An 18,716-nucleotide genomic window follows, 5' to 3' on the forward strand; every position below is an offset into this window, starting at 1 on the left:
ATGGCTGAAATCCGCGTCCAACATTTGAGAAAGGCCTTCGGCGATTTCGTCGCGGTGCAGGATTCCAGCTTCGTTGTCGAGGATGGCGAGTTCTTCGTCATGCTTGGTCCCTCGGGCTGCGGCAAGACGACGACATTGCGCATGATCGCCGGGCTGGAACTGCCGACCGGTGGCCAGATCCTGCTCGGCGGCGAGGACGTCACCATGCGCCGGGCGCGAGAACGCGACATCGCCTTCGTGTTCCAGCTATTCGCCCTCTATCCGCACATGAATGTGCGCAAGAACATCGGCTTTCCGCTTTTGGCGCAAGGCATGCCGTCGGCCGAGATCCGTGAGCGGGTCGAAGAGACAGCAAAGCTGCTGCGCATCGACCATCTGCTCAACAAATCGGTCTCAGGGCTTGCCGGCGGCGACCGCCAGCGCGTGGCGCTCGGCCGCGCCATCGTGCGGCGGCCAAAATGCTTCCTGATGGACGAGCCGCTCGGCACGCTCGATACCGAGTTCCGCGATTTGATGGTGCATGAGCTGCGCGAGCTGCACAACCGCATCCACGCCACCACCGTCTATGTCACCCACGACCAGATGGAAGCGATGTCGATGGCCGACAAGATCGCTGTCATGAACCATGGCGTCATCGAACAGTTCGGCAGCCCACGCGAAATCTATGATCGTCCCGCGACCATGTTCGTTGCCGACTTCATCGGCTCGCCGCCGATGAATTTTCTCGGCTTCAGCGGCGGGCTGGCGAAGGGCGCCAAGGAGATCGTCGTGCAGGGCGCCAAGGTGGCGGTGCCGGAGGTGCGCGAGGATATCGCGCCGGCCGACATGGCGCTTGGCATCCGGCCCGAGCACATTCGCTTCGACGATGCGTCGAAACTGCGTGGCGCCATCTACGGCACCGAGTATCTCGGCACCACGCAGATCGTGGCGGTGGAGACGGCCGATGGCATCATCAAGGCGCGGGTGCCGGCCGAGATCCGGCTCGCTGCCGGCGATCATGTCGGCCTGACCCTGAACAGCGCGCGGCTGTCGCTGTTCGACAAGGGATCGGGCCGCGCCGTGCGCACCGCGATCCACGATACGGCCTCTCAAGGGAGAGCGCAGCATGGCTGACGTACACATCAAAGGCGTGACCAAGACTTATGGCGAGCACGCCGCCGTCAGCAATCTCGACCTCCAGATCAAGGATGGCGAGTTCGTCGTGCTGCTTGGGCCGACCGGCGCCGGCAAGACGACGACGCTGCGGTTGATCGCCGGGCTGGAGCGGCCCGACAGCGGCACGATCCATATTGGCGGGCACAATGCGACCACGCTGTCGCCGGCCGAGCGCGACACCGCTTTCGTGTTCCAGCAATATTCGCTCTATCCGCATCTGTCGGTCTACGACAACCTCGCCTTTCCGCTGCGCTCGCCGGCGCGAAAAATACCGGAGGACCAGATCCGCCGCCGCGTCGAAGAGGTGGCGAAGATGGTGCGCATCCACCACAAGCTCGCCAACCGCTCGACCAAGCTGTCGGGCGGTGAGATGCAGCGCGTCGCCATCGGCCGCGCCCTGGTGCGCAAGCCGTCGATCTATTTGATGGACGAGCCGCTGTCGTCGCTGGACGCCAAGCTGCGCGCCGATCTCAGGCTCGAACTCAAGCGCATCCAGGCCGAGCTTGGCGCCACCATGCTCTACGTCACCCATGACCAGATCGAGGCGATGACCATGGCCGACCGCATCGGCATTCTCGCCGATGGCGTGCTGGTGCAGATCGGCACGCCGCGCACCATCTATTCGGAGCCGGCAAATCTTCATGTCGCAGCTAGGCTCGGCCAGCCGGCGATCAACTTGCTCCCTGCCGGGCTGCTGCCCGATGGCGGCGCGCCGGCGGGAACCAAGACGGTTGGCGCGCGTACCGAGCACCTGTCGATCGAGAGGGCCGCAAACGGCCACGCCGATGGTGTCGTCGACTGGGTCGAGCATCTCGGCGACCAGAACCATCTGCATGTGACGGTCGGCCCGAAGAAACTGGTGACGCTGACCGACCCCGACACGGATCTGGCCGAGGGTGACAAAGTGGTGATCCGCTACCGCTCACCGCTCTATTTCGGCGCCGATGGGCAAAGACTGATGTGAATGGGGCTGATGCGAGGTTTTCGGTGTCTCGCCAAGGGCTCGGCACCGGCTGCTGATTGACGAATACAGGACGAATTCGATGAAGCACTTTTTCAACCGCAGGGAAACGATCGTCACCGAGGCGCTGGACGGCCTGTTGCGGACCATCGGTTCCGGCGATCTGGCGCGCCTCGATGGTTATCCCGAGATCAAGGTTGTGCTGCGCGCCGACTGGGACAAGGCCAAAGTTGCCGTCGTTTCCGGCGGCGGCGCCGGGCACGAACCTTCGCATGCCGGCTTCGTCGGCAAGGGCATGCTGACGGCGGCGGTCTCGGGCGAGATCTTTGCCTCGCCGAGCGTCGAGGCGGTGCTGGCCGCGATCCGCGCAGTGACCGGCCCGGCCGGCTGCTTGCTGATCGTCAAGAATTACACCGGCGACCGGCTCAATTTCGGCCTGGCTGCCGAGAAGGCGCGCGCCGAGGGGTTTCGCGTCGAAATGGCGATCGTCGCCGACGATATCGCCTTGCCATATATCAACCAGCCGCGCGGCGTCGCCGGCACCTTGTTTGTGCACAAGATCGCCGGCCATTTGTCAGAAACCGGAAGCGATCTGACGTCCATTGCGACAGCGGCTCGCGCGGCGGCAAAGGACATCGTCTCGCTCGGCATGTCGCTGTCCTCCTGCTCCATCCCCGGCCAACCGCATGAAGACAGGTTCGGCGAAAACGACGGCGAACTCGGCCTCGGCATCCACGGCGAGCCGGGCGTCGAGCGGATCGCGGTGCAAAGCGCCGACAAGCTTGTCGCGATCATGGCGGAGCGGCTTGCCGCACGGCTCGACCCGGAGGCCAGCCACGCTCTCCTGATCAACAATCTCGGCTCGGTGCCGCCGCTCGAAATGTCGCTGGTTGCCAATGCGGTGCTAGCCTCGCCGCTCGCCAAGACGGTGAAGCTTGCGATCGGCCCCGGGCCGCTGATGACGGCGCTCAACATGAACGGCTTCTCGCTGTCGCTGATCAAGCTCGATGCCGTGCGCGAGGCGGCCTTGCTGGCGCCCGTCGGCCCGCATGCCTGGATGCCGGCAAAGCCGGTTGCAGCTCCGGCCATTGTGCCGATGGCGAAGGCAGCCGGACAAAGCTCGACGCGCAAGCCCAGCGAAAATGCAAACACCAGACGGCTTGTCGTCACGATCTGCGACCGGCTGATTGCACTCGAAGAGACATTGAACGGGCTGGACGCCAAGGCGGGCGATGGCGATACCGGCTCTACGGTGGCGAACGGCGCGCGCAGCGTGCTGGAAAAGCTCGACACGCTGCCGCTTGCCGACCCGGCCGCGACGCTTGCGGCGGTGGGCGATAGTCTGGGGGTCGCCATGGGCGGCTCCTCAGGTGTGCTGCTGTCGATCTTCTTCACTGCGGCGGCGCAGGCTTCGAATACTGGCGCGGCCGTGTCCAGGGCGCTGCTTGCCGGCCTTGACCGCATGACCTTCTACGGCGGCGCAAGGATCGGCGACCGCACCATGGTCGATGCCCTGGAGCCGGCGCTGAAAGCGCTTGATGCCAGAAGCCTGGAGGCGGCGGCGACAGCCGCCCGGCACGGTGCCGAAGCGACGGCGGCCATGGAGAAGGCGAAGGCCGGACGCTCCGCCTATGTCGGCACCAAATTGCAGGGCGTGGTCGACCCCGGCGCCCATGCCGTGGCCGAAGTGTTCGCGGCCGCCGCCGCGCTGCATGCAACGGCCTGATGGCATGCTTCAGTTGTCGAATGAAAATTCTTTCGATACTGCCGGCAGGACCGAAACCGGGAATTGGGATATGGCGGCGTTGGACCTTGCCAGGCTGATCACGGCCGCCGCGGATACGATTGCCGCTCACGCGGAAGAGCTGACGGCGCTGGACCAGGCGATCGGCGACGGCGACCACGGGCTGAACATGAAGCGCGGCTTCGAGGCCGTGCGGGCCGAGGCCCAGGCGTTTTCGGCAAAGCCGCTGCCCGAGGCCCTGAAGGCGATCGGCACCAAGCTGGTGATGACGGTGGGCGGCGCTTCCGGACCGCTGTTCGGCACGCTGTTCCTGGCGCTGGGCAAGGAGATTTCGGCCACGCCGGATCGCGCCAACCTGACGGCGGCCTTCGGCAAGGCAATCGAAGCCGTGGGCGCGCGCGGCAAATCACAAGTCGGGCAAAAGACCATGCTTGATGTGCTGCAGCCGGCATACGAGGCGCTGGTGGCGGGAAAGTCGGCGGCGGAAATCGCCGATATCGCCGATCGTGCAGCGGATGCCACCGTGCCTATGAAGGCTCTGCGCGGACGCGCCTCGTTCCTTGGCGACCGTTCCATCGGTCACATGGATGCCGGTGGGCGCTCGGTCGCGCTGCTGGTGCGGACGATCGGCGAAACGCTGGAAGGTCAGCCATGAGCAATGTCGGTATCGTCATCGTCTCGCATTCGCCACTGGTCGCTGAAGGCACGGCCGATATGGTGCGGCAGATGGTGGGCGACGAAGTGCCGCTTGCATGGTGCGGCGGAAACGGCCATGGCGGGCTCGGCACCAGCGTCGAGGCGATCATGGGCGCCATCGAAAAGGCGTGGTCGGAGGCGGGTGTCGCCATCCTCGTCGATCTCGGCGGCGCCGAGACCAACTCGGAGATGGCGGTGGAAATGATCGGCGAGCCGCGGGCGCAGAAGATTATCGTCTGCAACGCGCCGATTGTCGAAGGCGCGGTGATGGCCGCGACGGAGGCGTCCGGCGGCGCCTCGCTGAAGGAAGTGGTGGCGACGGCGCATGAATTGTCGCCGTCGTGAGTGAACGGGAATTTTGAGCGCATGTCCGCATTTGCCGAAGCCACCGTCCTGATTACCCACGAGGTGGGTCTGCACGCGCGCCCTTCAGTGAAGTTCACCAAGCTTGCCAAGAGCTTTGCCGCCGAGGTGGAAATCGCGCTTGCCGCCAACGGCCCGTGGTTCGACGCCAAGAGCATCGTCAAGGTGATGGCGACCAGAGCGCCGAAAGGCACCATGCTGCATATCAGAGCCAGCGGCGAAGCCGCCACTGAGGCGGTCGGCGCGCTGGCCGAGCTGGTGCGGCGTGATTTCGACGAGGGCGCGGGCCATGCCCGAACCGCTTAGGCTGCAAGGCATTTCGGCCTCGGCCGGCTATGCCGAAGGGCCGCTGTTCAATCTCGACCGCGGCCCGGCGCGCTACACAGGCAAGGCGACGGCCGGCGAGGAGAAGGCCGCACTGAAAGCAGCTATCGCCAGCGCGAGTGACCGGCTCGCGACCCTGATCGAAACCGCCGATGACGAGGCCGCCGGCATTCTCGAATTCCAGCTCGCCATGCTTGAGGACGATGCCCTGACCGGACCGGCCTTTGTGGCGATCCCGTCGGGCGTGCCGGCCGACATGGCCTGGCGGCAGGCATTGGACGCCGAGATCGCCGGCTATGAAACATCCGACCAGGACTACTTCCGGGCGCGCGCTGCCGACATGCGCGATATCCGCGACCGTGTGCTGCGCGCGCTGACGGAGGAGCAGGAGAGCGCCGCACCTGCCGGCGCCATTCTCTATGGCGAGGACATTGCGCCGACACGCTTTCTCGAGACCGACTGGAGCGCCGGTGGCGGCATCGCGCTGAGGGCCGGCAGCACCGCCAGCCACGTCGCCATGCTGGCGCGCTCGCGCGGTGTGCCTATGATCGTGGGACTTGGGGTGGTGGGGCTTGGCTCTTCGCCGGCTAATCCCAATGGCCTGGCGCTGCTCGATGCCGAGCATGGCGGCATTGTATTGGCGCCGTCCAAGGCCGAGATCGAAACCTTCCGCCGGTCGTCGTCTTCGTTTGCGGCACGCCGGGACAAGGCCGAAGCCTATCTGGCGAAACCGGCGGTAACTCGGGCTGGCACGACGGTGCGCGTGCAGGTCAACATCGCCGATCCGTCGGAGGTCGACGGCATCGACATCGCAACCTGCGACGGCGTTGGGCTGATGCGCACCGAATTCCTGTTCGGCAAGGCGCCGCCGGATGAGGAGACGCAGTACCGCGCTTACCGTAAGGTGCTGGAATGGGCAGGCGAGAAGCCGGTGACCATACGCACTGTCGATGCCGGCGGCGACAAGCCGGTGCCGGGCTTCACCGTCGAGGAGAGCAACCCGTTCCTCGGACTGCGCGGCATCAGGCTGTCGCTGGCAAGGCCGGACGTGTTTCGTGTGCAAATCCGGGCGTTGCTGCGCGCCGCCGTGCACGGCAATCTGAAGGTCATGTTTCCAATGATCGCCGTCACGGAGGAGTACCAACGTGCCGCCGCTCTTTTCGCCGAGGAGCAGGCTGGCCTCATCGCGCGTGGCATCGCGCAGAAAATGCCGCCGCTCGGCATCATGGTGGAGGTGCCGTCTGTGGCGATCGCGCCGGATGCGTTTGCCGATGTCGCCTTCTTCTCGATCGGCTCCAACGATTTGACCCAATATGTGATGGCCGCCGCCCGCGACAACGCCGCGGTGGCGCACCTCAATTCGGTGCGCCATCCGGCCGTGCTGCGGCTGATCGCTGCGGTGACCGCGTTCGGCTTGCGAGCCAAAATCCCGGTCAGCCTGTGCGGCGATGCTGGCGGCGACCCGGCCTCAATACCGGCGCTGCTCGAGGCCGGCCTGCGCGATCTCTCGGTGGCCCCTGCCCAACTCGCCATGGCCAAAGCGGCCATCTCAGATGTTGCGGTCTAGGTGTGGCTGAGATGGTCGACAAGACACCAGAACCCGGCTCCGAAGAAGCGATCCGCGCCTACAAGACGATCCTGTCGCAGGTCATCGACCAGCGCCCGTCGGGCATGCGCCAGCGTCTTGCCGATGCGCTGGGCAAGCACCGCAGCTTCGTCACGCAGATCTCCAGCCCGGCCTATTCGATCCCGATCCCGTCAAAACATTTGCCGGCTATTTTCTCGGTCTGCCACTTCAGCCCGGCCGAGCGCGATCATTTCCTCGCCGCCTACCATCTGGCGCATCCAGGCAAGATGTCTATCGCGGCGGGCATGCGCAAAACGCGGCATGTCTCGCTGATCGTGCCCGATTTCGGTGACGACAGGCAGAATGCGGCGCTCGACCGCGCGATCAACGAATTCATCCAGAAGATCACCAGCATCACCGGCAGGAGTGGTGGCTGATTGTCGCGTGCCGTGTCGGGAGGACACATGAAGAAATTTATGAATTCAGTCGACACGGTGCTGACCGAAAGCCTCGATGGTTTCGTTGCCGCCCATGCCGACATTCTGGTGCTGGGTGACGAGCACAAATTCATCCGCCGCAAGGTGCTGAAGCCGGGGAAAGTGGCGCTGATCTCGGGCGGCGGCTCGGGTCACGAGCCGCTGCACGCCGGCTTTGTCGGCCACGGCATGCTGGACGCTGCCTGCCCCGGCCAGGTTTTCACCTCGCCGACGCCGGACCAGATGCTGGCGGCTGCGGCGGCCGTCGATACCGGCGCCGGCTGCCTGTTCATCGTCAAGAACTATGAGGGCGATGTGATGAATTTCGACATGGCGGCCGAGATGACCGACGGCGTCCTGCAAATGGTGATCAATGACGACGTCGCGGTCGAGAACTCGTCCTACACAACCGGCCGGCGCGGCGTTGCCGGCACGCTGGTGGTGGAGAAGATCGTCGGCGCCGCCGCCGAACAAGGCATGGCACTGGCGGATCTCAAGGCGCTCGGCGATCGGGTCAACGGTGCGACGCGTTCGATGGGTGTGGCGCTGACCAGCTGCACCGTGCCGGCAGCCGGCAGGCCGACCTTCGACATTGGGGACGGCGAGATGGAATTCGGGGTCGGCATTCACGGCGAGCCCGGCCGGCGTCGCGATACGTTAAAAAGCGCCGATGTCATCGCCGAAGAGATCTGCACCGCGATTCTGGGCGATCTGGGCGACAGGGCGAAAGGCCCGGCGCTGCTGTTCATCAACGGCTTCGGCGGCACGCCGCTGATGGAGCTTTATCTGATGTACAACAGCGCTCGCACAATCTTCGAAAAGCACGGCGTGATGGTGACCCGCTCGCTGGTCGGGTCCTATGTGACGTCGCTTGACATGGCCGGCTGCTCGATCACTCTGGCCATGCTGGATGATGAGGCGACGTCATTGTGGGACGCACCGGTGCACACGGCCGCGCTACGCTGGGGGGTCTAGCGGGAAGACTTTGTGTGCCGAGACGCTGACAGGCGACCTAGCCGTCAGTCTATCGGGTCGACGGAACCGTGTCCGCCGTGACGCTGGACAGTTTGCCCGCCTTGCGCAGCACTGGCGTCTCATATGTTTTCTTGGTCATCGCATTCCCCCTGCTCCATGGCAGCCCTGGCGGTCAGCCCGACGGACCCGTCGGACCCGACGGAGCGATGACCGCCGTGACGCTGGATAGTTTTCCCGCCTTGCGCAGCACCGGCGTCTCATATCGCTTCTTGGTCATCGCATTCCCCCTTTGTCGGCAAGTCCAGCAGTCACGCGCGCAACCGGTCATGCGGCCTGCCTGGCCGGCACTCCGGCTTCAGCCAAACGACGTCGCAGACGTCCTAAAGCCCCTTTGACGGCCCACCGGCCACCAGGCTGGACAATTTTCCCGCCTTGCGCAGCACAGGCGCCTCATATTCTTTCTTGGTCATTTCCAAACACCCTTTGAGTCCAGCGCAAAAGAATGGACGGAAACCGTGGAAAGTCAATTCGTGAGCCGGTTCCTGCCACCACGCGCTGGCTTCATGCATGCTTTTCTGCAACATACGCTCCTTTCAGAGCAGTTCGCCGTTTCACTGAACCGGCGGCCCGCTCTTGGTTGCTTGTTTGACGCAATTCCGGTGGGAAACCGCTACACGCTTTTCCTGGAATTGCTCTTGTGGGCGAACGTCATCCGGGTTTGATGCTGCCATCTCTTGCACCTGCCGATGAAAAACTGCTGCTGACCTTCGCCGATCCGGAGGCGCCGGCTGCCGTTGGCAGTGACGTTGCTGCCAAAAGCTTGCTGGCGCTGCTCGCCAATGCCGAGTTCCACGGCGTGCTGCCGATCATGCTGCGCAAGCTCAGGGAAATCGGCGACGCCCAATTGCCGGCGGACGCAGCCTTGCAGCAGAAATTGTCGGAACTGCGCGACCAGTCGACGCTGGCAACCGGCCAATCGATGCTGCTGCAGTATCATGGTGATCGCATCATGAAGGCATTGGCGGCGAAAGGCGTTCCGGCCCGCATCGTCAAGGGTCCGGTCTTCGCGCGCAAACTTTACCGCCACGCCGCCGACCGGCCGTTCACCGACATCGACATCCTGGTTGAGCCGGCCAGCATCGCCGAGGCCAACACGGTGATTGCCGGATGCGGCTTCGAGCTGTGGAGCGGCGAAGCGCAGTCGCAGGATCTGCAGGAGTTCAAATGGCTGGAGAAGGAGAATACCAGCCTGCTGATCGAACTGCACGGCAACCTGGTGCATGATTCCGGTATGCGGCGGCGGTTGTCGCTGGGCTTTCGCGAATTGCAGACCATCGATGGCGGCGAGGCCGACACGCCGGCCGCGCTGCTGACCATCGCCATCGTGCACGCCGCGGGCGGCCACAAGTTCCACCGGCTGCAGCTTTGCGTCGACGTGCTGCAAGGCGTACGCGCGCTGCGCTCATCCGTGGATGAGGACCGGTTGTTCGAGGCGGCGCGCATGAGCGGCATCGAGCTCGAACTGGCGACGGTTCTCAATGTGACGGGGCAGCTGTTTAATGCACCGCGCGCGATCGAACTTGCTGAGCGCATCAAGCCCGACATCTCGATACGTTTGGCCAAATGGCTCATCACCGGCGATACGCTGCTCGGCGTCAATTCCAGGGACAAGATGCATTCGCGCCTGCGCCGCGACGCCTTCCGCTGGGTCCAGCGGCTTGCCCGATCCAAGCCCCATGCGGCCTGAGCAGGCATTGGACCCGGAAGCGTCGCTCTCAGCTGTCTTTGTCAGCGAAATCTCCTCTCTCACCGCACCGATGCTGGCTGCCTGGGCTGAGAAAGGTCATCGCATCGCAGCCGTTGTCGTGCCCGGCCCGCTGCCGGGCAAGCAGTCGAGCTTCAGCACCTGGCGCCGGCACCAGCGCCGTCGGCCGATTTTAAAGCGCTATCTTGGCCACGGACACCCACCCCTGATCGAATTCGCTCCGCCCTATGATTGGGCAGAGCTGGGGCAGAAGCTAGCTGGGCTCGAGGCCGATCTCCTGATCTGCTTCGGTTTTCGTGGGCTAATCCCGCAGGCGGTGCTGACACTGTTTCCAAACGGCGGATTGAACCTTCATCCGGCGCTGCTGCCGCACTATCGCGGCCCTCATCCGATTCACAGGCTGGTCATCGACGGCAACCACGAAATCCACGGCGGAGTGACCCTTCACAAGATGACGCCGGCATTCGACCAGGGTGATATTCTGGCGCAGGTTGCGTTGCCCATCGAGGATTGGCATTCGGCAGCGACAGTCTCGGCGGCTATAGCCAGAGCAATGGCCAGGCTGGTGGTGGACGCCGCACCCGAGCATTGCCGCGGCCGGCTAACCGGCATGCCCCAGCCCAGCGGCGAGTATGTTTGGGCGCAACTGCAGCGAAGCCCGCTGATCGTTGGCGGTGAATCGTCGAGCGCGCATGTCGCCCGACTATGCCGCATCATAGGGCCCAGCGTTGCGGTCAACGTGCTGGTAAACGGAAAACCGGTTCGACTGGCGCAGCCTATCCTGCGGCCCCGACCCGTGACCGGCAAGGCGCCGATGCAACGATGGGGAGTTGTGGCATTTGACTGCGCAGATCGGCGCGTTGTCCACCTGGCCTACAACCGGCTAACCCGACTGCTTATGCAACTGGAGCGAAAGCTCGGGTCCGTGGGGCAGCGAAGGCCGGCGCTTCCGATACGAAAATTTGGATCTGAAGATTGAGTGTGGCTCAGTCGGCCAGTGCGGCACGGATCAATGTTGACGCCTCGGTCGGGTTCGCGCCGACTTCCAGAGTAAACGTCGGAACGGCTTTGACCAGCATCGCGATGGTTGCCATGCGGCGCTTCTGCGCCGGCAAAAGGCCGGTCATGCCGGTCCTGACATTGTCGGCGGCGAGCGCCACCATGGCGTCGGTCCTGGCCATCGGCACGAGCCGGGTTTGCGCGTCCGGCGAGCGGGCGAGATGAAGCAGCGCCGCAACCGGCCTGTCGGCCGTCTCCTCGATGCGGATGATCTCGGCCAGGCGCTCCAGCGAGACGGCCTGCTCGCCATTGGCGTCCCATTTGTCGCCGAGGCAGGGGGCCACGAAAGGCAGCATTGCCGCCGTGTGGCGGTGGACCTTCACCTTGCGCGGCAAACCCCAGGCCGTGATGCCGCCGCCGGACGCAAGCTTGAGGATCATGACGTCGTCCGAGCACAGGCCGAAGCCTTGCGATGCCAGCGCCAGCGACGTTGTCGATTTGCCGGTGCCGCTCGGCGCGTGGATCAGCACAAGCACCTCGCGGCCGGGCAACGTCAGGCCGGCGGTGTGGAGCATGTGCTGACCACCTGCATCGAGCGCGGCATCCAGCACCATCATCAGCAACGTCCATTTTACCTTGGCGTCGGGATGAACGTAGATTTCAGCCCAGCCCTCATCGGCATTGATCGAGGCGGTCTGCAGGCCGGGAAAGATCAGGTGAACGATGCCGCCACCGTCGATCAGCCGGCAATGGCCGTCCTCCGGCACCTCGCCGTCGAAAGCGAGTTTTCCGGCAGGCAATTCCTGCAGCGCCGACGTCTCGACGATGTTGACGCGGAAACCGGGCTCGACGGGTTCGGCCATACGCAGCGTGCCGAGCATGAGGTCGAAGCTCGGCCAGAGATCGGCCCGCGAGGCGGATATGCTGATGACCTGGCCCTTGAGGTCATAGCAGAAAGTGGCCGCCGAATCGCTCAAGCCGCGTGCGCCTTTCCAGCATCGGCATGATGGCGATAGATCTGCACCATGCCGGGGAGGCTGTCGCTGACCACCGGCCGGCCGTCGAGGCAAACCCAGCAATGGGCGGACATGCGCGGCGCCTGCATCGACTGCGGATCGACGCCGAAGCGCAGATCGGGATCGAAGCCGGCAAAGCGCAGGAAGCGGTGAGCCAGCAGGCCCTCGCGCAGGCATCTGCGGTCGCGCATCAGCCAGGGGTGCCGGACGGTGCGATTGACGGCAGAAACGATGTAGGCGGACGACAGGCCGCGATAAGGGGTAGGCGCGCTGAGCGGGGCCCATTTCAACACCGATTCGAAGCTGCGGCGGCCGATCAGGACCGGCATCAGCCGCGCACTTGTCCACAGGTGGACGCGAAACAGGGTGCGCAGGAGAATGCCGTCCGCCATCACGCAGCCGGGTCGGCGAGAATGCCTTCGCTCACCAGTTCGGCGGCCAGCGCCGCCATGTCCTGGTCGAGCGTGTCCTTGTCGACCTCGAACTCGTCGGAAAGCAGGACGACGATCTGGTCGAGGCTGCGGGCGCCGTCGACCTTGTCGAGAAAGGCTTCGGTGGTGCCGTTGCAGGTGTAAAGCTGGCCGCTGCGCGCCAAAAGCACGACGGCACCGTCGCCGACATGCTGGACCGAGGCGTCGTCCGCCAGCCGCAGAACCATTTCAGAAGCGATTTGGGCCATGGAGCCCCTCCAGACCATTTTCCTGGTGAGGAGATAGCGCGGCAATGCGGCGCTGTCCATTGCGCGGATGGGAGGGAGAACAGCCCGGTCTGGCCGATCTGTGGCAATCCGGCAACGGCAACACCTCTACGACACTCCCAACCAAAACACGGTGGAGACATCCAATCCTGGGTTGTGGTAACTTCCACGCCGTTGCAGGGTGAGAGCAGGAATCCGCCCCAGAAATAGTCGGTGATCGCGCCTGAAAATCACCGCCGAAAACCGTCAAGCCGGCTGTCGGACAGGGTCAAGGTGTTGCTTTTCTTACCTTAAGTAAGCTATGGAGTCGCCGGGGTCTTGGGAGAGCATTGGGTATGCGTTACAATTGGGAGCGGGCTCCGACGGCGTTCGAACGCCATCGGAAGGCATTGGCAGCCGCCATATTGATTGCGGGTGGCGTCGGCTTGATGCTGGCGGCCTTGCCGCTTTAAGTACTGATATCCGACACGAGCCCCTGTGGGGCGCATGAGCTTGCACCCTGCAAGGCAGGCTGTGGCTCAGCGTGCTTGGCCGGTCACGGCGATGAAGCGGCGGTCGCGTCCCTCAAAACCCTGGCTGAAGCGCTGCACCAGCACGGCCAGCACGGCCGGTTTGCCGGGCGGGGTGTATTTGTAGGATTCCGACAGGCTGTAGGAGGTCGGGCAGTTGCGCGAGCCGGGCACAGTCTTGTCCTCGTGCAGGACCTTGAACGGTTTGCCGTCCTGCCCCTGCAGCGACAGGCGGAAGCCGAGCGCCTTGCCCGTCTTGTCCCCTTGAAGTGACTTGTCACCTTGAAGTGCCTTGTCGCCTTGCTGATCGTCCGGCTTTGTATCGTCGAAGCTTGCCGAGCAATCCGTCTTGCTGTCGGCCAGGATCTCGTCGAGCTGAATGGTCGAGATCCCTGTTTCATCATAAAATGGCGACAGCCATTTCTGTCCGGCCTGCTCGAGGCGGAAGATGTCGTTATACTCGACCGTGTCGTCCGGGAAGGTGAACCTGTCAAAGGCCGTGCGCTCACCGCGTGCGGCGATGGCATATTTGGCCAGGATGGACGCCGCCTGCTTTGCCGCCCGCGCTCGTGCCTGCTCCACCGTCGTGGTCGCCTCTTCCGATTCGTCGAGGACAAGGATCGGCTTGCCGCCGACGAACTCGTCGGTTCTCGTGTCGATGATATCGATCTCAGACCAACCGGAAACGGCGGCGTCTATCTTGCCATATTGCTCGAAGGCGAAATAATTGCCGTCGGGCGAGAAGCCGATGATGCGCCTGGCCGCGGCATCACCGGCCTGCGCGGCGGAAACGACGGTCAGCAGCAGCGCTGCCCCGACGGCAGACCCAACCCCGTATCCCACCATCATCGCGCGCCCTGCCCCGATTTCAAACCCGGGCAATCGTGCCTGCGATTTGCGGCCAAGGCGAGATCGACTATCCGCCAAATTTTGGGAAAGAGATGGCATTTGGGGGAAGACATGGCCGGGAAAACCCGCTTAGGCTATTGCAAGATAGGGAATTTTCCCGGGAGGGATGAATGGCGTCACGCTACCACGAGGTCTATGACGGCTGGAAACGCGACCCGGAACAGTTCTGGGCTGATGCCGCCGAGGCGATCGACTGGTATTCGCCATGGACCAGCGTATTCGATACCAAGGCAGGCGTTTACGGGCGCTGGTTCAACGGCGCCACCTGCAACACCTGCTTCAACGCTCTCGACCGCCATGTCGCCGGCGGTCGCGCCGACCAGGTCGCGCTGATATATGACAGCGCCATCACCGGCACGGTCAAGAAATTCACCTATGCCGAGCTGAAGCGCGAAGTGGTGGCGTTGACATCGGTGCTGAAGAACCGCGGCATCGTCAAGGGCGACCGCGTCATCATCTACATGCCGATGGTGGCCGAAGCGGCGATCGCCATGCTGGCCTGTGCCCGCATAGGCGCTGTGCATTCGGTCGTGTTCGGCGGCTTTGCCTCGCACGAGCTTGCCACCCGCATCGACGATGCCAAGCCGAAGCTGATCATTTCCGCGTCCTGCGGTCTGGAGCCTGGACGCGTCGTTGCCTACAAGCCGCTGCTCGACAAGGCGATCGAGATGTCCCGCCACAAGCCGGACGCGTGCCTCATCCTGCAGCGCGACCAGCTGCGCTGCGATCTGAAGGGGCATTACGACATCGATTTTGCCGACGCGGTTGCGCGCGAGCGGGCGGCGGGCGCCAATGTCGACTGTGTTCCGGTGCTCGCCACCGATCCGCTCTACATCATCTACACTTCCGGCACGACCGGCCAGCCGAAAGGCATCGTGCGTGACAATGGCGGCCATATGGTCGCGCTCAAATGGACGATGGAAAACGAGTTCGGCGTCAAGCCGGGCGAGGTGTTCTGGGCGGCATCCGATGTCGGCTGGGTGGTCGGCCATTCCTACATCGTCTACGGGCCGCTGCTGCATGGCGCGACAAGCGTGCTGTTCGAGGGCAAGCCGATCGGCACGCCCGACGCCGGCACCTACTGGCGGGTGATCGCCGAACACGGCGTGGTGGCCCTGTTCACGGCGCCGACCGCCTTCCGCGCCATCAAGGGGCAGGACCCCAAGGGCGAATTCGTGCCGAAATACGACCTGTCCAAATTCCGCACTCTGTTCCTCGCCGGCGAACGCGCCGACCCCGAAACCATCAAATGGGCGGAGCAGAAACTCAATGTGCCGGTGGTCGACCATTGGTGGCAGACCGAGACCGGCTCGCCGATGACCATCAACCCGGCGGGCCTCGGCCTGCTGCCGGTGAAATACGGCTCGCCGGGCGTGCCGATGCCGGGCTACGACATCCGCGTACTCGACGATGCCGGCCACGAAGTGCCGCGCGGCACGCTTGGCAATGTGGTGGTGAAACTGCCGCTGCCGGCCGGCTGCCTGCCGACGCTGTGGAATGCCGACGACCGGTTCCGGCAGGCCTATCTCGAGGAGTTCCCCGGCTTCTACAAGACGGCGGATGCCGGTATGGTCGACGAGGACGGCTACCTCTATGTCATGGCGCGCACCGACGACATCATCAATGTCGCCGGCCACCGGTTGTCGACCGGCGCCATGGAAGAGGTGCTTTCGGCGCATCCCGACGTCGCCGAATGCGCCGTCATCGGCATCGCCGATCAGATGAAGGGCCAGGTCCCGCTCGGCTTCGTCGTGCTCAATGCCGGCGTCGCGCGGGACACTAGCGCCATCGAAGGCGAGGTGGTTTCCCTGGTGCGCGAACGGATCGGCCCGGTCGCCGCCTTCAAGACGGTGGTGACGATCAAGCGCCTGCCCAAGACACGCTCCGGCAAGATCCTGCGCGGCACGATGCAGAAGATCGCCGACAAGGAAGAGTGGACGATGCCGGCGACCATCGACGATCCCGTCATCTTCGACGAGATCACCGCGGCGCTCAAAGCCCGCGGCATCGGGGTCTGACCGCTTGCGTTGCCGATCCCGACGCGACATAGAGGCGTCGCGGCAAAATCATCCCGCACTGCAATCGCCTGTTGTGCAATGCAGCAACAGACTTTAGAATTTGCGCGGGGGGTCATTCCGAAGGTACGGCATGACTCAGCACAAGACGACATTCGGCGGTGTCGACATATTGCGTTTTCTCGCCGCCGTCATGGTGATGTTCTATCACTATGGCTTCTGGGTGTGGGCGTTTCCCGGCGGCATTTCGGCCCGCGCCACCGGCGGCATTCCGCCCCATCCTGAAATGGCCTTTGTCGGTTCCGGCTGGGTCGGCGTTCAAATCTTCTTCGTCATCAGCGGCTTCGTCATCGCCTTCAGCGCCGAGAAGTCGACGCCGTTGCGGTTCTTCGAGGCAAGGGTGAAGCGGCTGGCGCCAGCGGTCTGGGTCTGCGCGCCGATCACCGCTGTCGTGCTGCTTTATCTCGGCCTCAGCTGGCCGACAGACGCGGTGGTCCGGCTCGTGCGGACCGGACTGTTCGTTCCCTTCGAACCGTGGGTGGACAGCGTCTACTGGACGCTCGGCATCGAGATCGCCTTCTACACCATCGTCTGGACCTTGCTGCGACTCGGCCGCTTCGATCTGATGGAGACCGTGGCTGTTGTCATCGGACTGGTCAGCACGCTGTTCTGGTGCCTGTACTATCCGCTCGATCTTTCCAACCTCGCAGAAACGCGCTGGCTACAACTGACGCTGGTGCATCATGGCGCCTTCTTTGCGCTCGGCGTCCTGTTGTGGCTGATGCGGTTCAAGGCTGTGACCCCAGTTCGGCTCGGCTTCTCTGCATTGTTCCTGCTGGGCGGCGCGCTGCAGATCATGAGTTCCGTGGACGTGCACGCCATCAAGGTCGAGGCGGCGATGCCCTATGCGACGCCGATCGTCATCTTCCTCGCGGCGATAGCGCTGATGGCATGGTCGTTGCGGCTCGATTTGTCCTGGTCCGGCTGGCGCCGCATCGGCCTGATGACCTATCCGCTCTACCTGATCCATGACGTCGTCGGCGCGGCGATGATCGGCGCTATGATGCGCGCCGGCGTGCCCTACCTGCTTTCGATCGCCGTTGCCGGGGCGACGATGATTGCCGCGAGCTGGCTGGTGGCGATCGAGGCCGAGCCGCGCATCCGGCTGCTGCTCGACCACACCGTCTTCCGCTACCGCCTCAAGGCCGCCTGATCGCCAAGCTGAGTGGACGGCCGCGAAAGCAGTCGGTCGCCGTTATGGAATTTCCAACGCCTGCCCTGTATCCACGGTTCTGCGGTGCGCCACGACGGCGTAGCGTGAAAACGAAACCCGATTTTCGGCAGGCATCGAGCCCAGTGGCCTTGTTTCAGCGATCCAGACCCCCTCGGCCGACGCCGCGCGAGCGCCTGGAAATGGATATGGAGGACACGGTCGTCTATGCGGTCGGCGACGTGCATGGCTGCTACAAGGAACTCAAGTCGCTGGAAGAGAAGATAGCGCTCGACGCGCGGCAATTCAGCGGGCGCAAGATCATCGTCATGCTCGGCGACTATATCGACCGCGGGCCGCAATCGGCGCGCGTGATCGATCATCTGCTGGCGCTGCCGCCAGAGGGCTTCCTGCGCGTCTGCCTGGCGGGAAACCACGAAGTCGCGATGCTCAACTATCTCGACGGCTATCTGTCGCGGGACCGCTGGTTGGCGGTCGGCGGCCGCGAAACGCTGTTTTCCTATGGCGTCGATCCGGCGCGGCTTGCAAGCATCTATCCCTCGAGCGACGAGGTCGACCGGCGTGTGAAGGAGGTCATCCCGGCCAGCCATATCGACTTCCTGCGCAGCCTGCCGGTGTTGCTCTGTTCGGACAAATTCGTCTTCGTCCATGCCGGCATCAGGCCGGGCATCGACCTCGTGGCGCAGGATGAGCAGGACCTGCTCAACATCCGCGACGAGTTCTTCGACGCCGCCCATCTGCTCGACCGCTTTGTGGTGCACGGGCACACGCCGGTCGACATCCCCAGGCTCGACGGGCGAAGGCTCGACATCGACACCGGCGCCTTTCACAGCGGCCGGCTGACCGCCGTCAGGATCGCCGACAAATTCGGCAAGCTGATCTTTTCCTGAGCGCAGAAAACGACTGGCGATTCGCTATCGCATGCTTCCACGCCGATGGTGTGTTCGGTGTGCGAAGGCGCCATGCTGCTTGCCGCCGCAGGATTGCTGGACGGATATCATGCGACCACGCATTGGGCCTTCGTTCCCTGCTTTGCCGAGCGCTTTCCCAAAGTCATCGTCGCCGAGGGCAATCCGCGTTTCATCCTCGACCGCAACCGCCTGACAGGCGGCGGGATTTCGTCGGGACTGGACGAAGCGCTGATGCTTATCCAGCTGTTGAAGGGAACGGTTGCCGCGCAGGCGGTTCAACAGACGACGCAGTACTATCCGAACCCGCCGGTCAGCAGCGCGATACCGCCGGCGCCGGCAAGCTGTCCCATTCCACAAGCAAAGGCGTCAAAGCAGGCCAGCGTCTAACACTGGCCTGCTTGAA

The 18,716-nt window shown here is 64.0% G+C and carries 20 protein-coding genes; 15 read left to right on the forward strand and 5 right to left on the reverse strand.

The annotated features are described in order from the left end of the window. The 9 genes from H0241_RS05910 (at position 1) to dhaK (ending at position 8,261) form a co-directional block, all read left to right on the forward strand. On the forward strand, positions 1-1,113 hold the full coding sequence (locus H0241_RS05910; RefSeq protein ID WP_181056475.1) for an ABC transporter ATP-binding protein: 1,113 nt from the start codon (positions 1-3) through the stop codon (positions 1,111-1,113). After that, complete coding sequence (locus H0241_RS05915; RefSeq protein WP_181056476.1) at positions 1,106-2,119, forward strand: ABC transporter ATP-binding protein; 1,014 nt, start codon at positions 1,106-1,108, stop codon at positions 2,117-2,119. The genes H0241_RS05910 and H0241_RS05915 overlap by 8 nt, the downstream gene beginning before the upstream one ends. A gap of 79 nt (positions 2,120-2,198) precedes the next feature. Beyond that, positions 2,199-3,842, forward strand: coding sequence for a dihydroxyacetone kinase subunit DhaK (locus H0241_RS05920; protein ID WP_181056477.1), 1,644 nt, complete (start codon positions 2,199-2,201; stop codon positions 3,840-3,842). 70 nt (positions 3,843-3,912) lie between these two features. Beyond that, positions 3,913-4,515 (forward strand): dihydroxyacetone kinase subunit DhaL, encoded by a 603-nt coding sequence (gene dhaL, locus H0241_RS05925; protein ID WP_181056478.1) that lies wholly within the window; start codon positions 3,913-3,915, stop codon positions 4,513-4,515. Further along, on the forward strand, positions 4,512-4,901 hold the full coding sequence (gene dhaM / locus H0241_RS05930; protein WP_006206912.1) for a dihydroxyacetone kinase phosphoryl donor subunit DhaM: 390 nt from the start codon (positions 4,512-4,514) through the stop codon (positions 4,899-4,901). The genes dhaL and dhaM overlap by 4 nt, the downstream gene beginning before the upstream one ends. A 21-nt stretch (positions 4,902-4,922) precedes the next feature. Then, a complete protein-coding gene (locus H0241_RS05935; protein WP_181056479.1) occupies positions 4,923-5,225 on the forward strand; it encodes an HPr family phosphocarrier protein in 303 nt (100 codons plus the stop codon). Beyond that, entirely contained in the window at positions 5,209-6,810 is a 1,602-nt protein-coding gene (ptsP, locus tag H0241_RS05940) for a phosphoenolpyruvate--protein phosphotransferase (RefSeq protein WP_181056480.1), read from the forward strand. The genes H0241_RS05935 and ptsP overlap by 17 nt, the downstream gene beginning before the upstream one ends. Before the next feature lie 11 nt (positions 6,811-6,821). Continuing rightward, the gene (locus tag H0241_RS05945) at positions 6,822-7,247 is read left to right on the forward strand and encodes a hypothetical protein (RefSeq protein WP_181056481.1); all 426 of its coding nucleotides are present in this window, start codon (positions 6,822-6,824) and stop codon (positions 7,245-7,247) included. Positions 7,248-7,274: 27 nt separating this feature from the next. After that, positions 7,275-8,261 (forward strand): dihydroxyacetone kinase subunit DhaK, encoded by a 987-nt coding sequence (dhaK, locus tag H0241_RS05950; RefSeq protein WP_181056482.1) that lies wholly within the window; start codon positions 7,275-7,277, stop codon positions 8,259-8,261. A gap of 172 nt (positions 8,262-8,433) precedes the next feature. Here dhaK and H0241_RS05955 read toward each other — a convergent pair whose 3' ends face one another. Further along, entirely contained in the window at positions 8,434-8,538 is a 105-nt protein-coding gene (locus H0241_RS05955) for a putative RiPP precursor (RefSeq protein ID WP_181056483.1), read from the reverse strand. Between the two features lie 444 nt (positions 8,539-8,982). Here H0241_RS05955 and H0241_RS05960 point away from each other — a divergent pair, with 444 nt between their 5' ends. After that, positions 8,983-10,008: a nucleotidyltransferase family protein gene (locus H0241_RS05960; protein ID WP_181056484.1), complete on the forward strand. Its 1,026-nt coding sequence runs from the start codon at positions 8,983-8,985 to the stop codon at positions 10,006-10,008. Between the two features lie 7 nt (positions 10,009-10,015). Further along, complete coding sequence (locus H0241_RS05965; RefSeq protein ID WP_181056485.1) at positions 10,016-11,005, forward strand: methionyl-tRNA formyltransferase; 990 nt, start codon at positions 10,016-10,018, stop codon at positions 11,003-11,005. A 7-nt stretch (positions 11,006-11,012) separates the two neighbouring features. On the opposite strand, the gene H0241_RS05970 is transcribed toward H0241_RS05965, so the two are convergent. From H0241_RS05970 to H0241_RS05985, 4 genes are all read right to left on the reverse strand, one after another. Then, a complete protein-coding gene (locus tag H0241_RS05970) occupies positions 11,013-12,002 on the reverse strand; it encodes a phosphoenolpyruvate carboxykinase (ATP) (RefSeq protein ID WP_181056486.1) in 990 nt (329 codons plus the stop codon). Further along, positions 11,999-12,433: a lasso peptide biosynthesis B2 protein gene (locus H0241_RS05975; protein WP_181056847.1), complete on the reverse strand. Its 435-nt coding sequence runs from the start codon at positions 12,431-12,433 to the stop codon at positions 11,999-12,001. The genes H0241_RS05970 and H0241_RS05975 overlap by 4 nt, the downstream gene beginning before the upstream one ends. Continuing rightward, positions 12,433-12,720, reverse strand: a complete 288-nt coding sequence (locus H0241_RS05980) for a PqqD family protein (protein WP_181056487.1) — start codon at positions 12,718-12,720, stop codon at positions 12,433-12,435. The genes H0241_RS05975 and H0241_RS05980 overlap by 1 nt, the downstream gene beginning before the upstream one ends. Before the next feature lie 536 nt (positions 12,721-13,256). Beyond that, positions 13,257-14,096, reverse strand: a complete 840-nt coding sequence (locus tag H0241_RS05985) for a DUF2259 domain-containing protein (RefSeq protein ID WP_181056488.1) — start codon at positions 14,094-14,096, stop codon at positions 13,257-13,259. A gap of 170 nt (positions 14,097-14,266) precedes the next feature. Here H0241_RS05985 and H0241_RS05990 point away from each other — a divergent pair, with 170 nt between their 5' ends. The 4 genes from H0241_RS05990 to H0241_RS06005 all read left to right on the forward strand — a co-directional run bounded on the left by H0241_RS05990 (position 14,267) and on the right by H0241_RS06005 (position 18,700). Beyond that, positions 14,267-16,174: a propionyl-CoA synthetase gene (locus H0241_RS05990; protein WP_181056489.1), complete on the forward strand. Its 1,908-nt coding sequence runs from the start codon at positions 14,267-14,269 to the stop codon at positions 16,172-16,174. Positions 16,175-16,304: 130 nt separating this feature from the next. Further along, positions 16,305-17,384 (forward strand): acyltransferase family protein, encoded by a 1,080-nt coding sequence (locus H0241_RS05995; RefSeq protein ID WP_181056490.1) that lies wholly within the window; start codon positions 16,305-16,307, stop codon positions 17,382-17,384. A 200-nt stretch (positions 17,385-17,584) separates the two neighbouring features. Further along, on the forward strand, positions 17,585-18,292 hold the full coding sequence (locus H0241_RS06000; RefSeq protein WP_235984020.1) for a metallophosphoesterase family protein: 708 nt from the start codon (positions 17,585-17,587) through the stop codon (positions 18,290-18,292). A gap of 72 nt (positions 18,293-18,364) precedes the next feature. Continuing rightward, a complete protein-coding gene (locus tag H0241_RS06005) occupies positions 18,365-18,700 on the forward strand; it encodes a type 1 glutamine amidotransferase family protein (RefSeq protein WP_235984021.1) in 336 nt (111 codons plus the stop codon). Positions 18,701-18,716: the final 16 nt, after the last annotated feature.

This window comes from Mesorhizobium neociceri, assembly GCF_013520985.1.
Taxonomy (GTDB): Bacteria; Pseudomonadota; Alphaproteobacteria; order Rhizobiales; family Rhizobiaceae; genus Mesorhizobium; species Mesorhizobium neociceri.